General features: G+C 55.4%; 17 protein-coding genes. 8 read left to right on the plus strand and 9 right to left on the minus strand.

What is annotated here, in order from left to right; genetic code table 11:
- Window positions 1–95 precede the first annotated feature (95 nt).
- From glnQ to rhtA, 6 genes are all read right to left on the minus strand, one after another.
- Window positions 96–818, minus strand: coding sequence for a glutamine ABC transporter ATP-binding protein GlnQ (gene glnQ, locus EBC_RS08890; RefSeq protein ID WP_013201454.1), 723 nt, complete (start codon window positions 816–818; stop codon window positions 96–98).
- Window positions 815–1,474: a glutamine ABC transporter permease GlnP gene (gene glnP, locus EBC_RS08895; RefSeq protein WP_013201455.1), complete on the minus strand. Its 660-nt coding sequence runs from the start codon at window positions 1,472–1,474 to the stop codon at window positions 815–817. Before glnP ends, glnQ begins: the two co-directional genes overlap by 4 nt.
- An 88-nt stretch (window positions 1,475–1,562) precedes the next feature.
- Entirely contained in the window at window positions 1,563–2,309 is a 747-nt protein-coding gene (gene glnH, locus EBC_RS08900) for a glutamine ABC transporter substrate-binding protein GlnH (protein WP_013201456.1), read from the minus strand.
- Between the two features lie 297 nt (window positions 2,310–2,606).
- Window positions 2,607–2,870, minus strand: coding sequence for a DksA/TraR family C4-type zinc finger protein (locus EBC_RS08905; protein ID WP_013201457.1), 264 nt, complete (start codon window positions 2,868–2,870; stop codon window positions 2,607–2,609).
- Window positions 2,871–2,958: 88 nt separating this feature from the next.
- Window positions 2,959–3,462 (minus strand): DNA starvation/stationary phase protection protein Dps, encoded by a 504-nt coding sequence (gene dps, locus EBC_RS08910; RefSeq protein ID WP_013201458.1) that lies wholly within the window; start codon window positions 3,460–3,462, stop codon window positions 2,959–2,961.
- 386 nt (window positions 3,463–3,848) lie between these two features.
- Complete coding sequence (gene rhtA, locus EBC_RS08915) at window positions 3,849–4,742, minus strand: threonine/homoserine exporter RhtA (RefSeq protein WP_013201459.1); 894 nt, start codon at window positions 4,740–4,742, stop codon at window positions 3,849–3,851.
- Window positions 4,743–5,107: 365 nt separating this feature from the next.
- Here rhtA and ompX point away from each other — a divergent pair, with 365 nt between their 5' ends.
- The 7 genes from ompX to EBC_RS08950 all read left to right on the plus strand — a co-directional run bounded on the left by ompX (window position 5,108) and on the right by EBC_RS08950 (window position 13,638).
- Complete coding sequence (gene ompX / locus EBC_RS08920; protein WP_013201460.1) at window positions 5,108–5,623, plus strand: outer membrane protein OmpX; 516 nt, start codon at window positions 5,108–5,110, stop codon at window positions 5,621–5,623.
- 190 nt (window positions 5,624–5,813) lie between these two features.
- Window positions 5,814–6,266, plus strand: a complete 453-nt coding sequence (mntR, locus tag EBC_RS08925) for a manganese-binding transcriptional regulator MntR (RefSeq protein ID WP_013201461.1) — start codon at window positions 5,814–5,816, stop codon at window positions 6,264–6,266.
- 25 nt (window positions 6,267–6,291) lie between these two features.
- Window positions 6,292–7,407, plus strand: coding sequence for an SLC13 family permease (locus tag EBC_RS08930; protein ID WP_013201462.1), 1,116 nt, complete (start codon window positions 6,292–6,294; stop codon window positions 7,405–7,407).
- A 198-nt stretch (window positions 7,408–7,605) separates the two neighbouring features.
- On the plus strand, window positions 7,606–8,760 hold the full coding sequence (locus EBC_RS08935) for an HlyD family secretion protein (protein ID WP_013201463.1): 1,155 nt from the start codon (window positions 7,606–7,608) through the stop codon (window positions 8,758–8,760).
- A complete protein-coding gene (locus tag EBC_RS08940; RefSeq protein WP_013201464.1) occupies window positions 8,757–10,325 on the plus strand; it encodes a DHA2 family efflux MFS transporter permease subunit in 1,569 nt (522 codons plus the stop codon). The genes EBC_RS08935 and EBC_RS08940 overlap by 4 nt, the downstream gene beginning before the upstream one ends.
- Before the next feature lies 1 nt (window position 10,326).
- The gene (locus tag EBC_RS08945; protein WP_013201465.1) at window positions 10,327–11,880 is read left to right on the plus strand and encodes an efflux transporter outer membrane subunit; all 1,554 of its coding nucleotides are present in this window, start codon (window positions 10,327–10,329) and stop codon (window positions 11,878–11,880) included.
- A 165-nt stretch (window positions 11,881–12,045) separates the two neighbouring features.
- Window positions 12,046–13,638 (plus strand): ABC-F family ATPase, encoded by a 1,593-nt coding sequence (locus EBC_RS08950; protein WP_041691954.1) that lies wholly within the window; start codon window positions 12,046–12,048, stop codon window positions 13,636–13,638.
- A 51-nt stretch (window positions 13,639–13,689) separates the two neighbouring features.
- On the opposite strand, the gene EBC_RS08955 is transcribed toward EBC_RS08950, so the two are convergent.
- The 3 genes from EBC_RS08955 to moeA all read right to left on the minus strand — a co-directional run bounded on the left by EBC_RS08955 (window position 13,690) and on the right by moeA (window position 17,376).
- Window positions 13,690–15,252 (minus strand): sensor domain-containing diguanylate cyclase, encoded by a 1,563-nt coding sequence (locus EBC_RS08955; RefSeq protein ID WP_013201467.1) that lies wholly within the window; start codon window positions 15,250–15,252, stop codon window positions 13,690–13,692.
- Window positions 15,253–15,389: 137 nt separating this feature from the next.
- Entirely contained in the window at window positions 15,390–16,142 is a 753-nt protein-coding gene (gene moeB / locus EBC_RS08960; RefSeq protein ID WP_013201468.1) for a molybdopterin-synthase adenylyltransferase MoeB, read from the minus strand.
- A gap of 1 nt (window position 16,143) precedes the next feature.
- Window positions 16,144–17,376 carry a molybdopterin molybdotransferase MoeA gene (gene moeA / locus EBC_RS08965; protein ID WP_013201469.1) on the minus strand — a complete coding sequence of 411 codons (1,233 nt, stop codon included), beginning with the start codon at window positions 17,374–17,376 and terminating at the stop codon, window positions 16,144–16,146.
- A gap of 252 nt (window positions 17,377–17,628) precedes the next feature.
- Here moeA and EBC_RS08970 point away from each other — a divergent pair, with 252 nt between their 5' ends.
- Window positions 17,629–18,591 (plus strand): isoaspartyl peptidase/L-asparaginase, encoded by a 963-nt coding sequence (locus tag EBC_RS08970; RefSeq protein WP_013201470.1) that lies wholly within the window; start codon window positions 17,629–17,631, stop codon window positions 18,589–18,591.
- The last annotated feature ends 3 nt before the right edge of the window (window positions 18,592–18,594 follow it).

Genomic DNA, 18,594 nt, shown 5'->3' on the forward strand with positions numbered 1-18,594 from the left:
AAAGTATAGTCGGCTCAGCGTCAGCAAAAGGTAAAGAGGGCACGTTAAGATAAGGTGGGTGAAAAACAGGGCGAACCGATGTTCGCCCCGGGGGATCAGGAAACGTGCTGCAGGAATTCGCGCAGACGGGCACTCGGCGGGTTGTCGATCAACTCATCCGGGTTGCCATCTTCCGCAATACGGCCTTTATCGATAAAGATCAGACGCGAGGCGACCTTCTTGGCAAAGCCCACTTCGTGGGTGACGATCACCATGGTCATGCCTTCTTCCGCCAGATCCTGCATCACTTTCAACACTTCATGACGCAATTCCGGGTCCAGCGCCGAGGTCGGCTCATCAAACAGCATCATTTTTGGCTTCACCGCCAGCGCACGGGCAATCGCCACGCGCTGCTGCTGTCCACCGGACAACTCAGACGGGAAGTGATGGGCACGTTCGGCCAGGCCAACTTTGCCCAGCAGCTCTTTCGCCAGACGATGCGCCTCGGCTTTTTTAGTGCCGCGCACGCGGATGGGGCCAAACGCCACGTTATCCAGCGCGTTCATCTGCGGGAACAGGTGGAACTGCTGGAACACCATGCCGGCTTCCTGACGGATCAGGCGCTCGTCGACTTTCGGGTCGTTAACCTTCAAACCATCAACAATCAGCTCGCCGCTGGTGATCTCTTCCAGCTTGTTGATGCAGCGCAGCAGAGTAGATTTACCGGATCCGGACGGGCCGATAATCACCACCACTTCGCCCTGCTGAATGGTCAGGTCGATGTTGTGCAGCACCTGGGTTTCGCCAAAATGCTTGGAGACGTTTTTAAATTCAATCACAGGATTTTCATCCTTTTCTCAATGCGACGCAGAATGAAGCTCAGCATCAGGGTAATAAACAGATAGATAACGGCCACGGCGCTCCAGATTTCCAGCGCACGGAAGTTTCCGGCAATAATTTCCTGTCCCTGACGGGTCAGTTCCGCCACGCCAATCACAATAAACAGCGAGGTGTCTTTGATGCTGACAATCCACTGGTTACCCAGCGGCGGTAACATACGACGCAGCGCTAACGGCATAATCACGTAGCGCAGCGTTTCGCGACGGGACAGGCCCAGCGCCAGACCCGCTTCACGGAAACCGTTATGGATAGACAGCACCGCACCGCGCGTAATCTCAGCGATATAGGCGCCGGAGTTGATCATGATGGTGACCACAGCTGCACTGAGCGGGTCAATGCGCAGGTCGGTGAAGGCCATTGGCAGGGCAAAATAGATGAACATCACCTGCACGACAATTGGCGTACCGCGGATCAGTTCAATAAATACCAGTGCGATATTGCGGGATATCCAGCCGCCATAAGCACGGGCAAAGCCGGCTACCAGGCCAATTATCAGACCGCCGACTAAACCGAGGACCGAAATCCACAGCGTCAGTCGGGCGCCTTCAAGCAGGGCCGGAATCGAGGGCCAGATAGCGCTCCAGTCAAACTGCATGCTTTATTTCTCCGGATCAAAAAACATATTCTGGTGGTGGTGAAAAAACGCAGGCCTGAGCCTGCGTTAAAGACTGCAAAAAATTGAATTATTTAGGCTCGCTGCCGAACCATTTTTTATACAGCGTGTTGTAGGTACCGTTCTCGCGCAGGACTTTCAGTGCGCCATTCACTTTTTCACGCAGCTCGTCGCTGCCTTTCGGGAAGGCGATGCCGTACTGCTGAGCGGAGATCGACTCGCCTACCGCTTTGAACTGGCCTTTGCCGGCGGTGTTGATGAAGTACAGGATGTTTGGCGTGTCGTGCAACACGGCGTCAGCACGGTTGGTGCCCAGCTCCATGTAGGCGTTGTCGATGTTCGGGAACTGGTGCAGTTCTTTGGATTTGATGTGCTCTTTGGCGTAATCCACCGAACCGGTGCCGCTCTTCACTGCCACCACTTTACCGTCGAGGTCGGCAATGCTTTTGATCTTATCGTTGTTGGCTTTCACCATCACCAGCAGGCCGCTTTTGTAGTAGCCATCGGAGAATTCAATCGCCTTTTCGCGTTCCGGGGTAATGGTGATACCGGCCAGCGCCAGATCGATATTACGGGTCTGCAGCGCAGGGATAATGCCGCTGAAGTCCATTGGCTTCAGGGTGTATTCGATGTTCAGCTGTTTGGCGATAGCGGCCCACAGATCTACATCAAAGCCAACGTATTCGTTGCCCTGTTTAAATTCGAAAGGAACGAAGGCGGTGTCAGTTGCGACAACCAATTTCTTTTCTGCGGCGGTAGAAGAGACGGCAAACGCCAACGTCAGCGCAGCCAGGGAAAACTTAACAATCGACTTCATCTTTTTATCCTTTTTGCCGTCAGGCAAGGTCTTTGCCTGATTGAGTGCCAGCAGCCATATGAAAATATTATGCCAACTTTTCAAAATATATTGAAAACAGCACGTTGAGTCAATTTAAGCCGGGCTGGAAAGCAGGGAAATCCACGATGCATCATTATGGTGCGCCACTTTGGTGCAGTGTAACCATTATGGTGCAGGGTTTCTTTTAACAAACTGAGGGATAAAAACAACTGATAGTGAAGGAGGAAATTGAATAAGTGTTAACGAAGTCTTGTTTAGCTGTGAAAAGCGTGGGGACTAGCGCAACTGGCTGTCTTTACTGCCACGGCGATTATACAGCGATGCCGCCTGCTGGTTGTCGCGCTGCTGCTGACACTGTACGCAATATTGCACGCCGGGCAGGGCCAGTCGGCGAGCTTCGGGGATTGGCTCACCGCAATGTTCACAATATTCCGCGCTGACACCGTGATGGATAGCCCGTCGCGCGCGCGATACGGCATCATCAATGGTGGAATCGATCTGTTCCTGAACGGCATCGTCACGTGCCCATCCACTTGCCATACTGACCTCCAGATGCAAAAGAGCAGATGGAAAACGCCATCTGCTCTGTAATCGCTCTATCAAGCCGCGCTAAACGCGGCGACCGACATTATTCGATATTGGATTCGATGAACCACAGGAATTTATCCAGATCGCGGGATGCCGCGGTAAAGATATCTGCTGTGTCTTCATCTTCTACTTCAGAGATTGCCTTGCGGGTATCATTTGCAACGACGGCATAACGTTCTGCCAGCGCTTTAAGATGATCCTGCACGCTGTGGATATTGAGCGGGTAACTTTTCAGCGGTGTTCTGTCGTTAACAATCTGGGTGGTGCCCAGTGCCACGCCACCTAACTGCACAACACGTTCTGCAATCGTATCCTGATGGTCGGTAATCGCGGTACGGAAACCGTCGAGCATCTCATGCACACCGATAAAGTTTGCCCCGCGCATATTCCAGTGCGCCTGCTTGGTGATCAGGGACAAATCAATGAATTCCGTAACTATGCGATTAAGCACCTCGATGGTGGCTTTTTTCTCGTCGTCGGCCACGTTGTTGCGGGTGTAAATCAGATCAGGAGATTTTGCTTTAACCAGTTTAGCGGTACTCATCATTAATATCCTCTTAATTGTGGTTGTCCTAATTAAGTACGAGATTAAGTATAGCAGCGGTTTTTAACTCTGCCGGAAAGTTACTGCCTATTAGTTGTATAGAGCAGGCCTTTCACGTCCAGGCGGTTGGATATTAAACGAATTCAGACAAATAAAATGCGAGTGATAAATATTCTCACTCAAGGTTGTTTTTATAAGGTGCTAATTTATAGGGCTTTTAAGGGTGTTATTAAACCCCAGTCAACTCGCGCGTTATTTTTAATGAATAACCCTTGCAGGATATTTCTGCCCGTTGAATCAACACGATGGTCCGCTATTAATAACCGTCGTGTTACATGATGATTAAAATCCTTACCCCACTGCAGGGGCAAGAATTATCTGAAGTTTTATTCGCGGATCTCACTGACCGGATCTATTTTCTGCTTTGAAGAACGCATGGTTAGCGTTGAACCTGCGGAGGCCAGAATGATCGCCAGCAGGCCGAGCCACTGAACGAAATTGAGGATCTCGCCGAGGAACAGCATGCCTGACAGCGCAGCCATCGCCGGCTCGAGACTCATCAAGGTGCCAAAGGTTTTAGCAGGTAAGCGCGTTAACGCCATCATTTCCAGCGAGTAGGGCAGTGCGCTGGACAGCACCGCAATCAGTAACGCGACCGGGATCAGCGACAGGCTCCACAGCCCGGCGCTGGCAAACGCCAGGCCAACCGGCACATAGATCACCGAGGCGATCAGCGATCCCATCGCCACGGTCGCCGGACCATGCTCAGACCCTGCACGCTTACCGGCCAGGATATACACGGCCCAGAAGGCGCCGGCCACCACCGCCAGTAATGCCCCTTTCGGATCGACGCTTGAAATGTCCTGACCAATCGGCAGCAGGAAATACAACCCAAGTAACGCCAGCAACACCCAGACGAAATCCAGCGGTCTTCTTGAGCCGGCCAGCGCTAACGCCAGCGGACCGGTAAACTCCAGCGCCACCGCAATGCCCAACGGCACGGTGCGCAGCGCTAAATAGAAGGTGTAGTTCATGCCGCCCAGCGCTAGGCCATACAGGAACAGCGGTAAAAACTGCTGCCGACTGAAGCGTAAACGCCAGGGTTTGAAGATAATGCAGAGGATGACGGTGCCCAGCCCCAGTCGCAAGGCGGTAATGCCGGGCGCGCCAACCACAGGGAAAAGGGTTTTCGCCAGCGCCGCGCCGCCCTGAATAGAGGTCATGGCAATCAGCAGAACAACAACAGGGAGCCAGAGTGGAGATTTATCAGCAGAAGACATCCGTGAACCAACCTTATTCGTCCATCATTTTGGGAAAAAGTTCCGTTGAGTGTACTGGAAGGGGGCTAAAAACGGATCTAAAGGCGGATAAAAAAGTCCAGAAACTGTCAAAAACAGGGCCGTTTCAGTAAAGAAACGTCAGATTTTAGTAAGAATAATCTGAGTGCACATTTTTTTACATTATGATGACAAGGTGAAGGGAACTCGATAATCATAAGAGAAAAGAATGACATACGAACCATCATTAACGTCCTGTTACACCAAACATTGTGTTGGACAACAAAATCTAGGCAGAGTTTCTGGCTAAGTTTTGTTATATTTTCAGCGTTGTCAGGAGAATAAGTATTTTCACATTTGAGGTGGTTATGAAAAAAATTGCATGTCTTTCCGCACTGGCTTGTGTACTGGCCGTTTCAGCTGGTTCAGCAATGGCACAAAGCACCGTTTCTGGCGGCTACGCTCAGAGCGACTACCAGGGCGTTGCTAACAAAGCAAACGGCTTCAACCTGAAATATCGTTACGAAAACGGCAGCGATCCACTGGGTTGGATCGGCTCTTTCACCTACACCGAAAAAGATAACACTGACGCTGGCATCTATAACAAAGGCCAGTACTACGGTATCACTGGTGGTCCTGCTTACCGTCTGAACGACTGGGCAAGCATCTATGGTGTTGTAGGTATCGGCTACGGTAAATTCCAGCAGAACTCTACTACCAGCCGTGACAAATCTGATTCAAGCGACGTAGGTTTCTCCTACGGTGCTGGCATGCAGTTCAACCCAGGCATTCAGGATGTTGCCCTGGACGTTGGTTACGAGCAGAGCCGCATCCGTAACGTTGACGTTGGCACCTGGATTGCTGGCGTAGGTTACAGCTTCTAAGTTGTCACCCTCAAGCCCAGCCTGGCTGGTGCTATAAAAAATCCGCCCTCAGTGGCGGATTTTTTTTGTCTGTCTGCAGTAACTGACGCTTTTAAGCGAATATTTGTGCTTCTATGAGCTTAGTTTACAATGTGGCACCCGCTGCCGTTATGCGCTACCTGGGTATCCGAGAATAAGAAGAGGAAGCTGAATGAGTCGTCGCGCCAAAAGTGCAGCGCCCGCGCCACTAAAAGATATCGAAGAGCATGTCGAAGGCTTCCGCCAGGTACGTGAAGCCCATCGTCGCGAGCTGATTGATGACTATGTTGAGCTGATTTCCGATTTAATCCGCCAGTATGGCGAAGCCCGTCAGGTGGATATGGCTGCCCGGCTGGGTGTGTCACAACCGACCGTGGCTAAGATGTTGAAAAGACTGGCCATTGGTGGGCTGGTTGAGCAAATTCCTTATCGTGGCGTGTTTCTGACGCCGGAAGGTGAGGCGTTAGCGGAAGAGAGCCGCAAACGGCACTATATTGTTGAAACCTTTTTACTGGCGTTAGGGATCAGTCCTGACACCGCGCGCCGTGATGCGGAAGGGCTGGAGCATCATGTCAGTGATGAAACACTGGCTATTTTCCAGAAGTTTTACGAAAGCCGTCAATAACCCGATCCCTTCTCAGTGAGTCCTTATGGCAACGCTGCTCAGACCTTTTTTGCAAGACCGCTTTTTGCATTTGTTAGTTCTGTTGGGCCTGATACTGGCCTTTTTTGCTCCATTCTCACTGCAGCAGCTTCCCCGGGCGGTTGACTGGCCGACCATCATCACCCTGTGTGGCCTGCTGATGCTCACCAAAGGCATCGAAGCGAGTGGTTACTTCGATGTGCTGGGTCGCAGGCTGGTCAAACGCTTCCATCGCCAACGCACGTTGGCATTGTTCCTGATTGCCGCAGCCGCCTTGCTGTCGACCTTTCTGACCAATGATGTCGCCCTGTTTATTCTGGTGCCATTGACGCTGTCGCTGCGTCGCTACTCTACGTTACCCATCGCCAGGCTGATCATCTTCGAAGCGCTGGCCGTTAATGCCGGCTCGTTATTAACCCCCATCGGCAATCCGCAGAACATTCTGATGTGGCGCCACGGTGAGGCCGGATTCGCCGGTTTTGTCTGGCAGATGCTGCCGCTGGCGGCCGTGATGGTCGCCAGCCTGCTGCTGTTAACCGCACTCTGTTTTTCCGCCAGGAAAATTGAGCTGTCAGGTGAGCAGGACAGTCCGCAGTGGCAGCGCCCGTTGATGATCGCCAGTGTGATCCTGTATGGGCTGTTTATCGTCGCGCTGGAGTTGGATCAGGCGATCTGGGGTCTGGCGTTGGTATTTGCGGTGTTTATGCTGATGGCGCGGCGGATTCTACTGAATATCGACTGGAGTCTGCTGGCGGTCTTTATCGCGATGTTTATTGATGTGTTTTTACTGACGCGATTGCCCGCGCTGCAAAGCTCACTGCACCACATTACCCAGTTGTCCGCAGGAGGTCAGTATCTTCTGGCCATCGGATTGTCTCAGGCGATCAGTAATGTCCCGGCGACGATCCTGTTGCTGAGCAGCCTGCCTGCCACCACGCTGATGGCCTGGGCCGTCAACATCGGTGGCTTTGGGCTGTTACCCGGCTCGCTGGCGAATCTGATTGCCCTGCGCATGGCAAAAGACCGCAGCATCTGGTGGCATTTCCATCTCTATTCGGTGCCGATGCTGGCCTGGGCGATGGCGGTAGGCTGGGGACTGCTTTTGATATTAAATGCGGTCTGATCTGAGGAAAGTCTGAGTTCACACCGGCCGGTCGGCCATTAAATGCGTCAGGTTGCCTACTAGGGCTGTCTGGCGCTCTTTCCTGCCCTGATTTTCATCCTGTATAGTGTCGTAAAGCTGTGTTTGATTTTGTCAGTTTTCCTTCTATTGTTAAGACAGCTTGAGTGACTTCAGGCCCGGTATGGGCTTCGCTAACTGATGAGAATTATGGCTAATCAATCGAATAATGGGTCAGATGACGACCAGCGTCAGCAGGATGACAACCAGCAGCAGGACAACAACCCGCAACAGGACAATAACGAGCCACCCGAACGTAAACGCCCCGGCAAAAAACCGCTGATTATTCTGGCGGTGGTGGTGGTGATAGCGATCGTTGTGGCGCTGTTCTTCTGGTTCACCACGCGCAATATAGAAACCACAGACGATGCCTTTACGGAATCGGATGCGATCACCATCGCGCCTAAAGCGTCCGGGTATGTCACCGAACTGCGGGTCAGAGATAACCAGCGGGTGAAAAAAGGCGATTTGCTGGTGGTGATCGATCCGCGTGACAACAAAGCGCAACGCGATCAGGCACAGGCACAACTCGGGCTGGCTGTCGCACAGCTTCACCAGGCGCAGGCTTCACTGGAGCTTTCGAAGGTGCAGTATCCGGCGCAGAAAGATCAGGCCGTGGCCCAGCAGGCGAAAGCGCAGGCCAATTACATGAACGCGCAGGAAGATTACCGGCGTCAACGCGGTGTCGATCCCCGTGCCACCTCGCAGCGTAATATCGATGCCGCCAATTCGCAGTTAAGAAGTGCGGCGGCTGAACTCGAAAGCGCCAAAGCGCAGGTCGAAGTCGCTTCGCAGATTAAACTGCAGATCCGTCAACAGGAAACCAATGTTGAGGCGCGTCAGCAGCAGGTCGAGCAGGCCCAGGCCCAGCTGAATACCGCCAATCTCAATCTCTCCTATACCGAAGTGCGTGCGCCTTATGATGGCTTCGTCACCAAACGTAATGTGCAGGTGGGGACGCTGGTTCAGGCGGGCACCGCACTGTTCTCGCTGGTGTCACCGGACGTGTGGATCACCGCTAACTTCAAAGAGTCGCAGCTGGAACGCATGAAGCCGGGCGACAAAGTCGATATCACCGTGGATGCCTGGCCGAATATGAAGCTGGAAGGGCACGTCGACAGCATCCAGATGGGATCGGGCTCGCGCTTCTCTACCTTCCCATCGGAGAATGCCACCGGCAACTACGTGAAGATTGTGCAGCGCGTGCCGGTCAAAATCGTGATTGATAAAGGTCTGGATCCGAACAAGCCGCTGCCGCTGGGCCTGTCGGTTGAACCGAAGGTGACGGTGGAATGAGTCACAGCGAAAGCTGGAAGCCGGCCAGCAATCCCTGGCTGGTCGCCATGACGGTGACGCTGGCGGTGTTTATGGAAATCCTCGACACCACCATCGTCAACGTGGCGCTGCCGCACGTGGCCGGATCGCTCTCTTCCAGTTACGATGAATCCACCTGGGTTCTGACCTCTTACCTGGTGGCCAACGGCATCGTGTTGCCGATTTCGGCCTTCCTCAGCCGCATGTTTGGCCGCAAGCAGTTCTTCCTGATCTGCATCGTGATGTTCACCATCTGCTCCTTCCTGTGCGGCATTGCCACCGAACTGTGGCAAATCATCCTGTTCAGGGTGTTGCAGGGCTTTTTTGGCGGTGGTTTGCAGCCGGTACAGCAATCGGTGCTGTTGGATTACTTCAAACCGGAAGATCGCGGCAAAGCGTTTGGCCTCTCGTCGATTGCGATCATCGTGGCTCCGGTGTTGGGTCCGACGCTCGGCGGCTGGATCACCGATAACTACAGCTGGCGCTGGGTATTCTTTATCAATATCCCGGTGGGGATTTTCAGCGTGATGGCGATCTATCAGCTGCTGGAAGATCCGCCGTGGGAACGCAAATGGGCGAAAGGTAAGCTCAATATCGATTACATCGGTATCGGGCTGATTACGCTGGGCCTTGGCTGTTTGCAGGTGATGCTGGATCGCGGGGAAGATGATGACTGGTTCAGCTCGAACTTTATCATTACCTTTGCCGTGCTGACCGCCATCGGGCTGGTCGGTGCCGTTTACTGGCTGTTGTATGCCAAAAAACCGGTGGTGGATCTGCATGTCCTCAAGGACAAGAACTTTGCCGTGGCCAGCCTGCTGATGGCCGGGATGGCGGCCATTCTGTACGGCAGTTCGGTGGTGATACCGCAGCTGGCGCAGCAGGATTTAGGCTACACCGCCACCTGGTCGGGGTTAGTGCTGTCGCCCGGCGCGGTGCTGATCGTGCTGTCGATCCCGCTGGTGCTGAAGCTGATGCCGATTATTCAAACCCGGTGGATCATTGCCTTTGGCTTTACCTGCCTGTTTGTCTCCTTTGTCTATTCGGCAACGCTGACGCCCAACGTCGATTTCACCACGCTGGTGCTGATGCGCAGTGCGCAGACGATTGGGCTGGGATTCCTGTTTGTGCCGCTGACCACCATCGCCTTTGTCACGATCCCGCAACGGCTTAACGCGGACGCCTCCGCGTTGTTTACCATGTGTCGAAACGTCGCGGGCTCTATCGGCATTTCGCTGTCAACGGCGATGATCACCGAACGCGCGCAGGTGCGCAGCGCCAATATGGTGCATAACATGTCGCCGCTGAATGAGCCGTTCAATCTGACCGTCGAGCGCTGGGCGCAGGGCGTCCGGGATTTCACCACGGCGGTGGGCGATCCGGTCACCATTGCCACCGGACAGTTGTATAAAGAGATGATTGCTCAGGCGCGTATTCTGGCCTATGTCGACGTCTTTATGGGCCTCAGCCTTGTCGCCCTGATCCTCATTCCATTTTGTTTACTACTTTCGCCGATTAAGAGCGAGGGCAGTGCTGGAGCACACTGACATGAACGTTTATCTTCCTTTTTTGCGTTCGCGGCTTAGCGCGGTGGTGGCCACGCTGGCCCTGTCTGCCTGCTCGGTCGGGCCTGATTATCAGGCGCCGAAGCCGTCAACGCCTGCGGCCTTTAACAGCATCAAAAACGACAGCGGCTCCAATCCCCAGGCCAGCGCCACCAACGCCAACTGGTGGAAATCGTTTAACGATCCGCAACTTGACAGCCTGATCGACCGGGCCATTGCCGGCAATCTGAGCCTGCAGCAGGCGGTACTGCGTATTGCCGGTGCGCGTCAGCAGCTGAATCAGGCGCGCGGTGCGTGGTATCCCTCGGTCAATGCCAACGCCTCGGCGAAACGCGAACAGCTGGGCCTGAAGGGCGAGCTGGAGTCCAATGGCGTCTATGATCAGGCCGATAATGTTGATCCGCAGGTCAGCTCGGCGCTGAACGGCCTGACCAAGCCGGTGGCGCTCTACCAGGGCAGTTTTGATGCCTCCTGGGAGCTGGATCTGTGGGGCAAAGTCCGGCGTCAGGTCGAAATGGCCGATGCTCAGCAGCAGGAGTCGGTCGAAAGCCGCAACGATGCGCTGGTGTCGCTGGAAGCCGAAGTGGCGAGAACCTATTTGCAGCTGCGTGGCGCGCAGTCCGTCAGCCAGACCTTGCAAACGCAGATCGATGTTGCTCAGCAGACGTTTGAGCTGACGCAAAGCCAGCAGCGTAATGGCCTGGCGCCGCAAATGGACGTGGAAAATGCCCGCGCGCAGTTGAATTCGCTGCGAGCCCAGCTGCCGCAATACGAGTCGCAGGTCCATCAGGCCCTGAACGGTCTGGCGGTGCTGATCGGTAAGCCGCCGGGCGCCCTCGACGCAGAGCTGATCGCCAGTAAACCTTTACCGCCGCTGCCGAAAGTGGTGCCGGTCGGTTTGCCGTCGACGCTGGCCAGAAGGCGACCTGACGTGCGTCAGGCGGAAGCGAAGCTGCATGCCGCCACCGCCAATATCGGCGTCTCGGTGGCGCAGCTGTTCCCGGATTTGTCACTGACCGGGCAGTTTGGCATGCGTAACTCGGATATCAGCTATCTGGATAACTGGAGCAGCAATTTCTACAGCTTCGGGCCATCGGTATCGATTCCGATTTTCCAGGGCGGCAGATTGATTTCCAGCGTCAAGCTGGCCCGAGCGGATCAGGCCAGTGCCGCGTTAGGTTACCGTCAGACGGTGCTGACGGCGCTTCAGGACGTGGAGAATGCGCTGGTCAGCTACCGTACCGATCAGCAGCAGGTGGAAGGGCTGGATCGAACTGTCGAGGCAATGCAGAACGCCTTCGACCTGGCCAGCGACAGCTACAAACAGGGGCTTTCAACCTTTATTGACGCGTTGGATGCGCAGCGTCAGCTGGCACAGGCCAAGCAGCAGGCCGCCCAGGCCCGCGTGCAGAGCAGCCTGGATCTGGTTGCGTTGTATAAGGCGCTCGGCGGCGGCTGGGAGCTTTATCAGAACGTGAAGATGCCGGACTATTCGGTATTCGGCCCGGCGGAGAGCGCCGACAAGCCGATTAATTAACCTTCATGTCCGAACGCTGAAGTTTACCAGCGTGTTCATGGCGAGCTGAAAGCCATTAAACTGAACTAAAGACAGTGGAAAGGGTGGCGGTGTATTCGCCGCCCCTTTTTTTTGGCATAATGCGCGCTGGTTCACATACTCACATCGCAAACGAAAGGCAATCCTGTGCTAGTTTCCAGCAACGTCACCATGCAGTTTGGCAGTAAGCCGCTGTTCGAAAACATCTCTGTCAAATTTGGCGGCGGCAACCGCTATGGCCTGATCGGTGCCAACGGTAGCGGCAAGTCCACCTTTATGAAAATCCTCGGTGGGGATTTGGTTCCTTCTGCCGGCAACGTATCGCTCGATCCTAACGAACGCATCGGTAAGCTGCGCCAGGATCAGTTCGCCTTCGAAGAGTTTTCCGTGCTGGATACGGTGATCATGGGCCACGGCGAGCTGTGGGCAGTGAAAGAAGAGCGCGACCGCATTTATGCGTTGCCAGAAATGACCGAAGAAGACGGCTATAAAGTGGCCGATCTGGAAGTCAAATATGGCGAAATGGACGGTTACACCGCAGAAGCCCGCGCTGGCGAACTGCTGTTAGGCGTGGGGATTCCGCTGGAGCAGCATTACGGCCCAATGAGCGAAGTGGCACCCGGCTGGAAGCTGCGTGTGTTGCTGGCGCAGGCCCTGTTCTCCAACCCGGAAATCCTGCTGCTCGACGAACCGACGAACAACCTGGACATCGATACCATTCGCTGGCTGGAGCAGGTGCTGAACGAACGTAACAGTACCATGATCATCATTTCGCACGACCGTCACTTCCTGAACATGGTCTGCACCCATATGGCCGATCTGGACTATGGCGAGCTGCGCGTTTATCCGGGCAACTATGATGAATACATGACCGCGGCAACGCAGTCACGTGAGCGTCTGCTGTCTGAGAACGCCAAGAAGAAAGCGCAGATCAACGAACTGCAGTCTTTCGTCAGCCGCTTCAGCGCCAACGCCTCGAAGTCCCGTCAGGCGACCTCCCGTGCCAAGCAGATCGACAAGATCAAACTGGATGAAGTGAAAGCCTCCAGCCGTCAGAACCCGTTCATTCGTTTTGATCAGGACAAGAAGCTGTTCCGTAATGCGTTGCAGCTTGAGTCACTGACCAAGGGATTCGATCAGGGTCCGCTGTTCAAGAACGTTAACCTGCTGCTGGAAGTCGGCGAGAAGCTGGCCATTCTGGGCCCGAACGGTATCGGTAAAACCACGCTGCTGAAAACGCTGGTCGGTGAATTGCAGCCGGATAACGGTGAAGTGAAATGGTCTGAGAATGCCCGTATCGGCTATTACGCACAGGATCATGCTCACGACTTCGCCAACGATCTGAACGTGTTCGACTGGATGAGCCAGTGGAAGCAGGAAAGCGATGACGAGCAGGCTGTGCGTGGCATCCTCGGTCGTCTGCTGTTCAGCCAGGACGACATCAAAAAGCCCGCTAAAGTGCTGTCCGGTGGTGAGAAAGGCCGCATGCTGTTTGGTAAGCTGATGATGGAAAAACCAAACGTGCTGATCATGGATGAACCGACCAACCACCTGGATATGGAATCCATCGAAGCGATCAATATGGCGCTGGAGATGTATGAAGGCACGCTGGTGTTCGTTTCCCATGACCGTGAATTCGTCAGCTCGCTGGCAACCCGCGTGATCGAAATGACGCCAGGCAAATTCAACGATTTCACCGGTAACTACGAAGACTATCTGCGCAGTCAGGGCATCAACTGATTTCGACTCAGAACTGACAGAACGCAACAAGGGGACCTTCGGGTCCCTTTTTTATTGGGTTGCGTGCAGTTCTCCCATCTCAACCCGGTTTTTACCGGACATTTTCGCCTGGTACAGCGCCTTATCGGCCTGACCAATCAACGCATGGCGTGAGTTTTCCGGCAGGCCACCCTGCATTACGTGGACGCCAATGCTGATGGTGACGATTTTAGCCGCGTGCTGGCTATTCTGATGGGGGATGGCCATGGCCGCCACCGATTCAAGGGCTGAGCGGGCAAAGCGCAGGGCGCCTTCACCCTCGCAGTCTGGCAGGATCACCGCAAACTCTTCGCCGCCGTAACGGGCGATCATATCGTCCGACCGGTGTGACACCTGCAGTAGCGCATCACCGACGCGTTTCAGGCAGTCATCGCCGGACAGGTGCCCATAGGTGTCGTTGAAGTTCTTAAAGGAGTCGACATCAATCATCAGCAGCGCCAGCGGTTTTCGCAGCTTATTGGCGCGTTCCATCGCCCGATCCAGATAGAGGTCAAACTGTCTGCGATTCGCTAACCCGGTCAGGCTGTCTACCAGTGCCAGCGTTTGCAGCGTGCGGTTCATGCTGGTGAGCTGTTCACGCACCTGAGCCAGTTCGGCCTGATCGCGGATATTCTGGCTAAGATTGCGCAGCAGGAAATAGCCCAGCACAAAAATCGCCAGCAGCAGCAGACAGCAGAGGATCAGATAGATCAGCAGGTCGGTAAACCAGGCGTGAACCAGCTGCTTACGATCGTAACCGACGGTCACCACCAGCGGATAACGTTTGAGGCTGGCATAGCCAAACACCCGTTCCACGCCGTCTAATGCCGACTTATAGGTTGCGGTCCCATTCGGCGAGGTTTTAAGCAGATCGGTAAATAACGGGCTATTGGCAATATTGCGGTTGATGGTGCTGTCAGGGAAGGGACGGGCGTAAAGGATAGTGCCGTTATTGACGATCAGCGCAATTAAACCTCGCTCGCCAAGATTGTAATAGCCAAATATCTGCCGGAAATAGTCGATGCGCAGGGTCGCCAACAGCACGCCACGGAAGGAGCCATCGCTATTATTCAGCCGCATGGAAACCGGAATAATCAATGCGCCGGTAGTGCGGCTACGGATCACCTCACTGATATGCACGCCGGGATCGGTATGCTGCTGATGATAGCGAAAGTATTCACGATCCTGATTGTTGCTGTGCTGCTTTAGCGCGCCTTCTGACGTCACCACCCAGTTGCCCTGACTGTCATACACAAACAGCCCGTGCAGCTGTGGCAGTGACGCCTTGCGATCGGTAATCAGCGAACGCAGGTATTCCTGCCGCTCTTTATCCAGACCCACCAGGGTAATGCGATCGCGCAGATCCTGTAAGGTCAGTTCGACCTGCAAAAAGGAGTCTTCCGCCTGTCGGGAAACGGATTGCGACAGGTTGCGCGCATCGTTTTGCGTCTCGTCGACCATCCGTTCCCAGGTGTTGAACACCACCCAGGCCGTGACCATCACCACTGCACCACCAATCACCAGCAGAAAGACAATCAGCATCTTTCTCAGGTTGAGCAGGTTGACGTCTGGCTGTGGACGGGGCTCCGCGGTCATAAACAAAACGCTCCTTTAGTACCGGCATTAACTCGCCTAACTATAGTGGCTGCGGGTAAAGGGCGTTGTTTTAACTGTGGAAAAAGAGCAGAAGTGGGCGCTTAGTAGCAAAAACGCCCAACAAGCAGAGGAAAATATCAGTGACCGCAGACCTCACAGGCCGGATCTTTCGCCACCTTCATTTCGCGGAATTGCAGCGTCATCGCGTCATACATCAGCAGTTTTCCCGGCACCGGGTTGCCAAAGTCGCTCAGCACGCGAATCGCTTCCATCGCCTGCAGCGAGCCAATCACCCCGACCAACGGCGCCATCACGCCTGCTTCGACGCAGCTGAGCGTGGCATCGCCAAACAGGCGGCTGATGCAGCGATAGCAGGGTTCATCCTGCTGCCAGCGAAAGACGGCGATTTGCCCTTCCATACGGATGGCTGCGCCCGACACCAGCGGCGTTTTGCTGGCGTAACACAGCCGGTTTAGCTGTTCACGGGTGGCCACATTATCGGTACAGTCCAGCACCACATCCTGCTGGCCAATCAGCTCAGCCAGTTGCGCATCATCCAGCTGCTGGTTGATGGCGTCGAGGCGGATATGCGGGTTGATCTGGCTTAACTGCTGGCGGGCAGAATCGACTTTCGCCTGGCCAATCGCACTGTCGCGATGCAAAATTTGCCGCTGCAGATTGGAGAGCGAAACCGTGTCGAAATCGAGCAGCGTAAGCTGGCCCACGCCAGCGGAAGCGAGGTAGGGCGCGGCGGCACATCCCAGCCCGCCCAGTCCGACAATCAGCGCTTTAGCGGCTTTCAGCTTCTCCTGGCCGTCAAAGTCAAAGCCGCGCAGCACAATCTGGCGATTGTAGCGCAGGCTCTCTTCGTCGCTGAGTTCAGGCAGCATGTCAGCCCTCCAGCAGGCTGTTAAACGGCTCGATCTCGACCCATTCACCTGCTTCAACGTTGCCACGATCACGCTCCAGCACGACAAAGCAGTTGGCCTGGCTGAATGAACTGAACACATGGGAACCCTGCGGGCCGGTGGAGTGCACCTCCAGTTCGCCGTCTTCGTTGCGCTGCACGAATCCGCGCTGGAAGTCGAGGCGGCCAGGGGATTTTTTCAGCGCGGTTGCCGTTTTCACCGTCTGGCGAGGCGGCAGCGCCGGTCCCTGTTGCCCGGTCAGTTTTGCCAGCAGTGGCTGAACGAGCTGATAGAAGGTGAGGACGGCGGAAACCGGATTGCCCGGCAGACCGCAGAACCAGCTGTTGGTCAGACGGCCAAAGGCAAAGGGTTTGCCCGGCTTAATCGCCAGCTTCCAGAAGCTGATTTCGCCTAACTCTTCCAGCATGCTTTTGGTGTAATCCGCTTCGCCCACCGAGACGCCACCGCTGCTGATCACTACATCGGCCTGACTGTCGGCCTGGCGGAAAGCCTCACGTAGCGCCTGCCGATCGTCACGGATGATCCCGAGGTCAATCACTTCGCAACCCAGCTTGTCCAGCATCAACCGCACGGCAAAGCGATTGGTGTCATAAATCTGTCCTTCCGCCAGCGGCTGGCCGACAGGTTGCAGCTCATCGCCGGTGGAGAACACCGCGACCCGCAGCTTGCGCAGCACCTTCACGTCTGCCACACCGAGAGACGCCAGCAGCGGCAGTTCGGCGGCACCTAAGCGGATACCCTGTTCCAGCACCGTTGCGCCTTGCAGGATGTCATCGCCCGCCAGGCGGATATTTTGCCCTTCGGTGACGTCGGCCAGAATGCGGATCGCATCGCCATCCTCGCCGGTCTGTTCCTGCATCACTACGGCTTCAGTGCCGGGCGGCACCGGCGCACCGGTCATAATGCGCAGGCAGGTGCCCGCGGGCCATTCACCTTTGAACGGGGCGCCGGCAAAGGCTTTACCGGCAATTTTCAGCGGCTGTCTGGCAAGGTCTGCCATTCTTAAGGCGTACCCATCCATCGCCGAGTTCGCAAACGGCGGCACGTCAATCGGCGAGGTCACCGCACAGGCGGTGATGCGTCCGACGGCCGCGGACAGCGGCAGGGTTTCCGTCTCTGTCAGCGGGGTAATCGCCGCCAGCATTTTCGCCAGCGCATCGTCCAGCGAGATCAATCCCGCAGTAAAGGCTTCCATAATGTCTCCAGCGTGCCCGAAGCGTCGGGCCGTCATCCAGTCAGTTGCCATTATTATGGCGTGAATTCGCGGTCTGGTCACGCCTGCACCGAAGGCGGTTATGACATAGAACCTTTCGTTATTATCAGCCAGCGAACATTCTGCTTTACATCACTTTACAGCCTGCCTATAGTCGAAAACGACGCAGACCTTAACAATTTCATTCTAACTCAGTGTTTTTCATGCTGATTTAGCACCCAGGGTAATCGGATTATGGCCAGAGCAGTCATCGCGATCCACGGCGGTGCGGGCGCAATTGCCCGCGCCAGCATGAGCGCAGAGAAAGAACAGCATTATATTCAGGCCCTGTCGGGGATTGTTGCCAGCGGACAGGCGGTGCTGGCGGCGGGTGGCAGCGCGCTAGATGCCGTAACCGAAGCGGTGCGCTTGCTGGAAGAGTGCCCGCTGTTTAACGCCGGTAAGGGCGCCGTCTTCACCCATCAGGGCACCCACGAGCTGGATGCCTGCGTGATGGATGGCCGCTCGCTGGACGCCGGTGCGGTTGCCGGGGTGAATACCTTGCGTAATCCGGTACTGGCCGCCCGTGCCGTGCTGGAAAACAGCCCGCACGTGATGTTTATCGGTGAAGGCGCAGAGAAATTTGCCGCTGAGCACGGGCTGGAACAGGTTCCGCCTGACTTCTTCTCCACGCCTGAGCGCTGGGAACAGCTTCAGCGCGCGCTGCATTCCGATCATGCCGTGCTCGATCATGATGGCGCGGCGCAAAGCTCTGACGATCCTCTCGATCCGGATCGCAAGTTCGGCACGGTGGGCGCGGTGGCGCTGGATTTATCCGGTAATCTTGCCGCGGCCACCTCGACCGGCGGCATGACCAACAAACAGGCCGGACGCGTGGGCGACTCGCCGATTGTTGGCGCGGGTTGCTATGCCAATAACGCTAACGTTGCGGTCTCCTGTACCGGCACCGGCGAAGTCTTTATGCGCACGCTGGCGGCTTACGATATCGCCGCGCTGATGGAGTACGGCGGCTTGTCGTTAAAAGAAGCCAGCGATCGCGTGGTGATGGAAAAAATCCGGGTGCTGGGTGGCAGCGGCGGCGTGATCGCCGTCGACCGCGAGGGCAATGTCGCCCTGCCATTCAACAGTGAAGGCATGTATCGCGGCTACGGCTATGTGGGTGATGCGCCTAATGTCGGTATTTACCGCGAAGAATAAGGA

The sequence above is a fragment of the Erwinia billingiae Eb661 genome, from assembly GCF_000196615.1.
In the GTDB taxonomy this organism is placed as follows: Bacteria; Pseudomonadota; Gammaproteobacteria; order Enterobacterales; family Enterobacteriaceae; genus Erwinia; species Erwinia billingiae.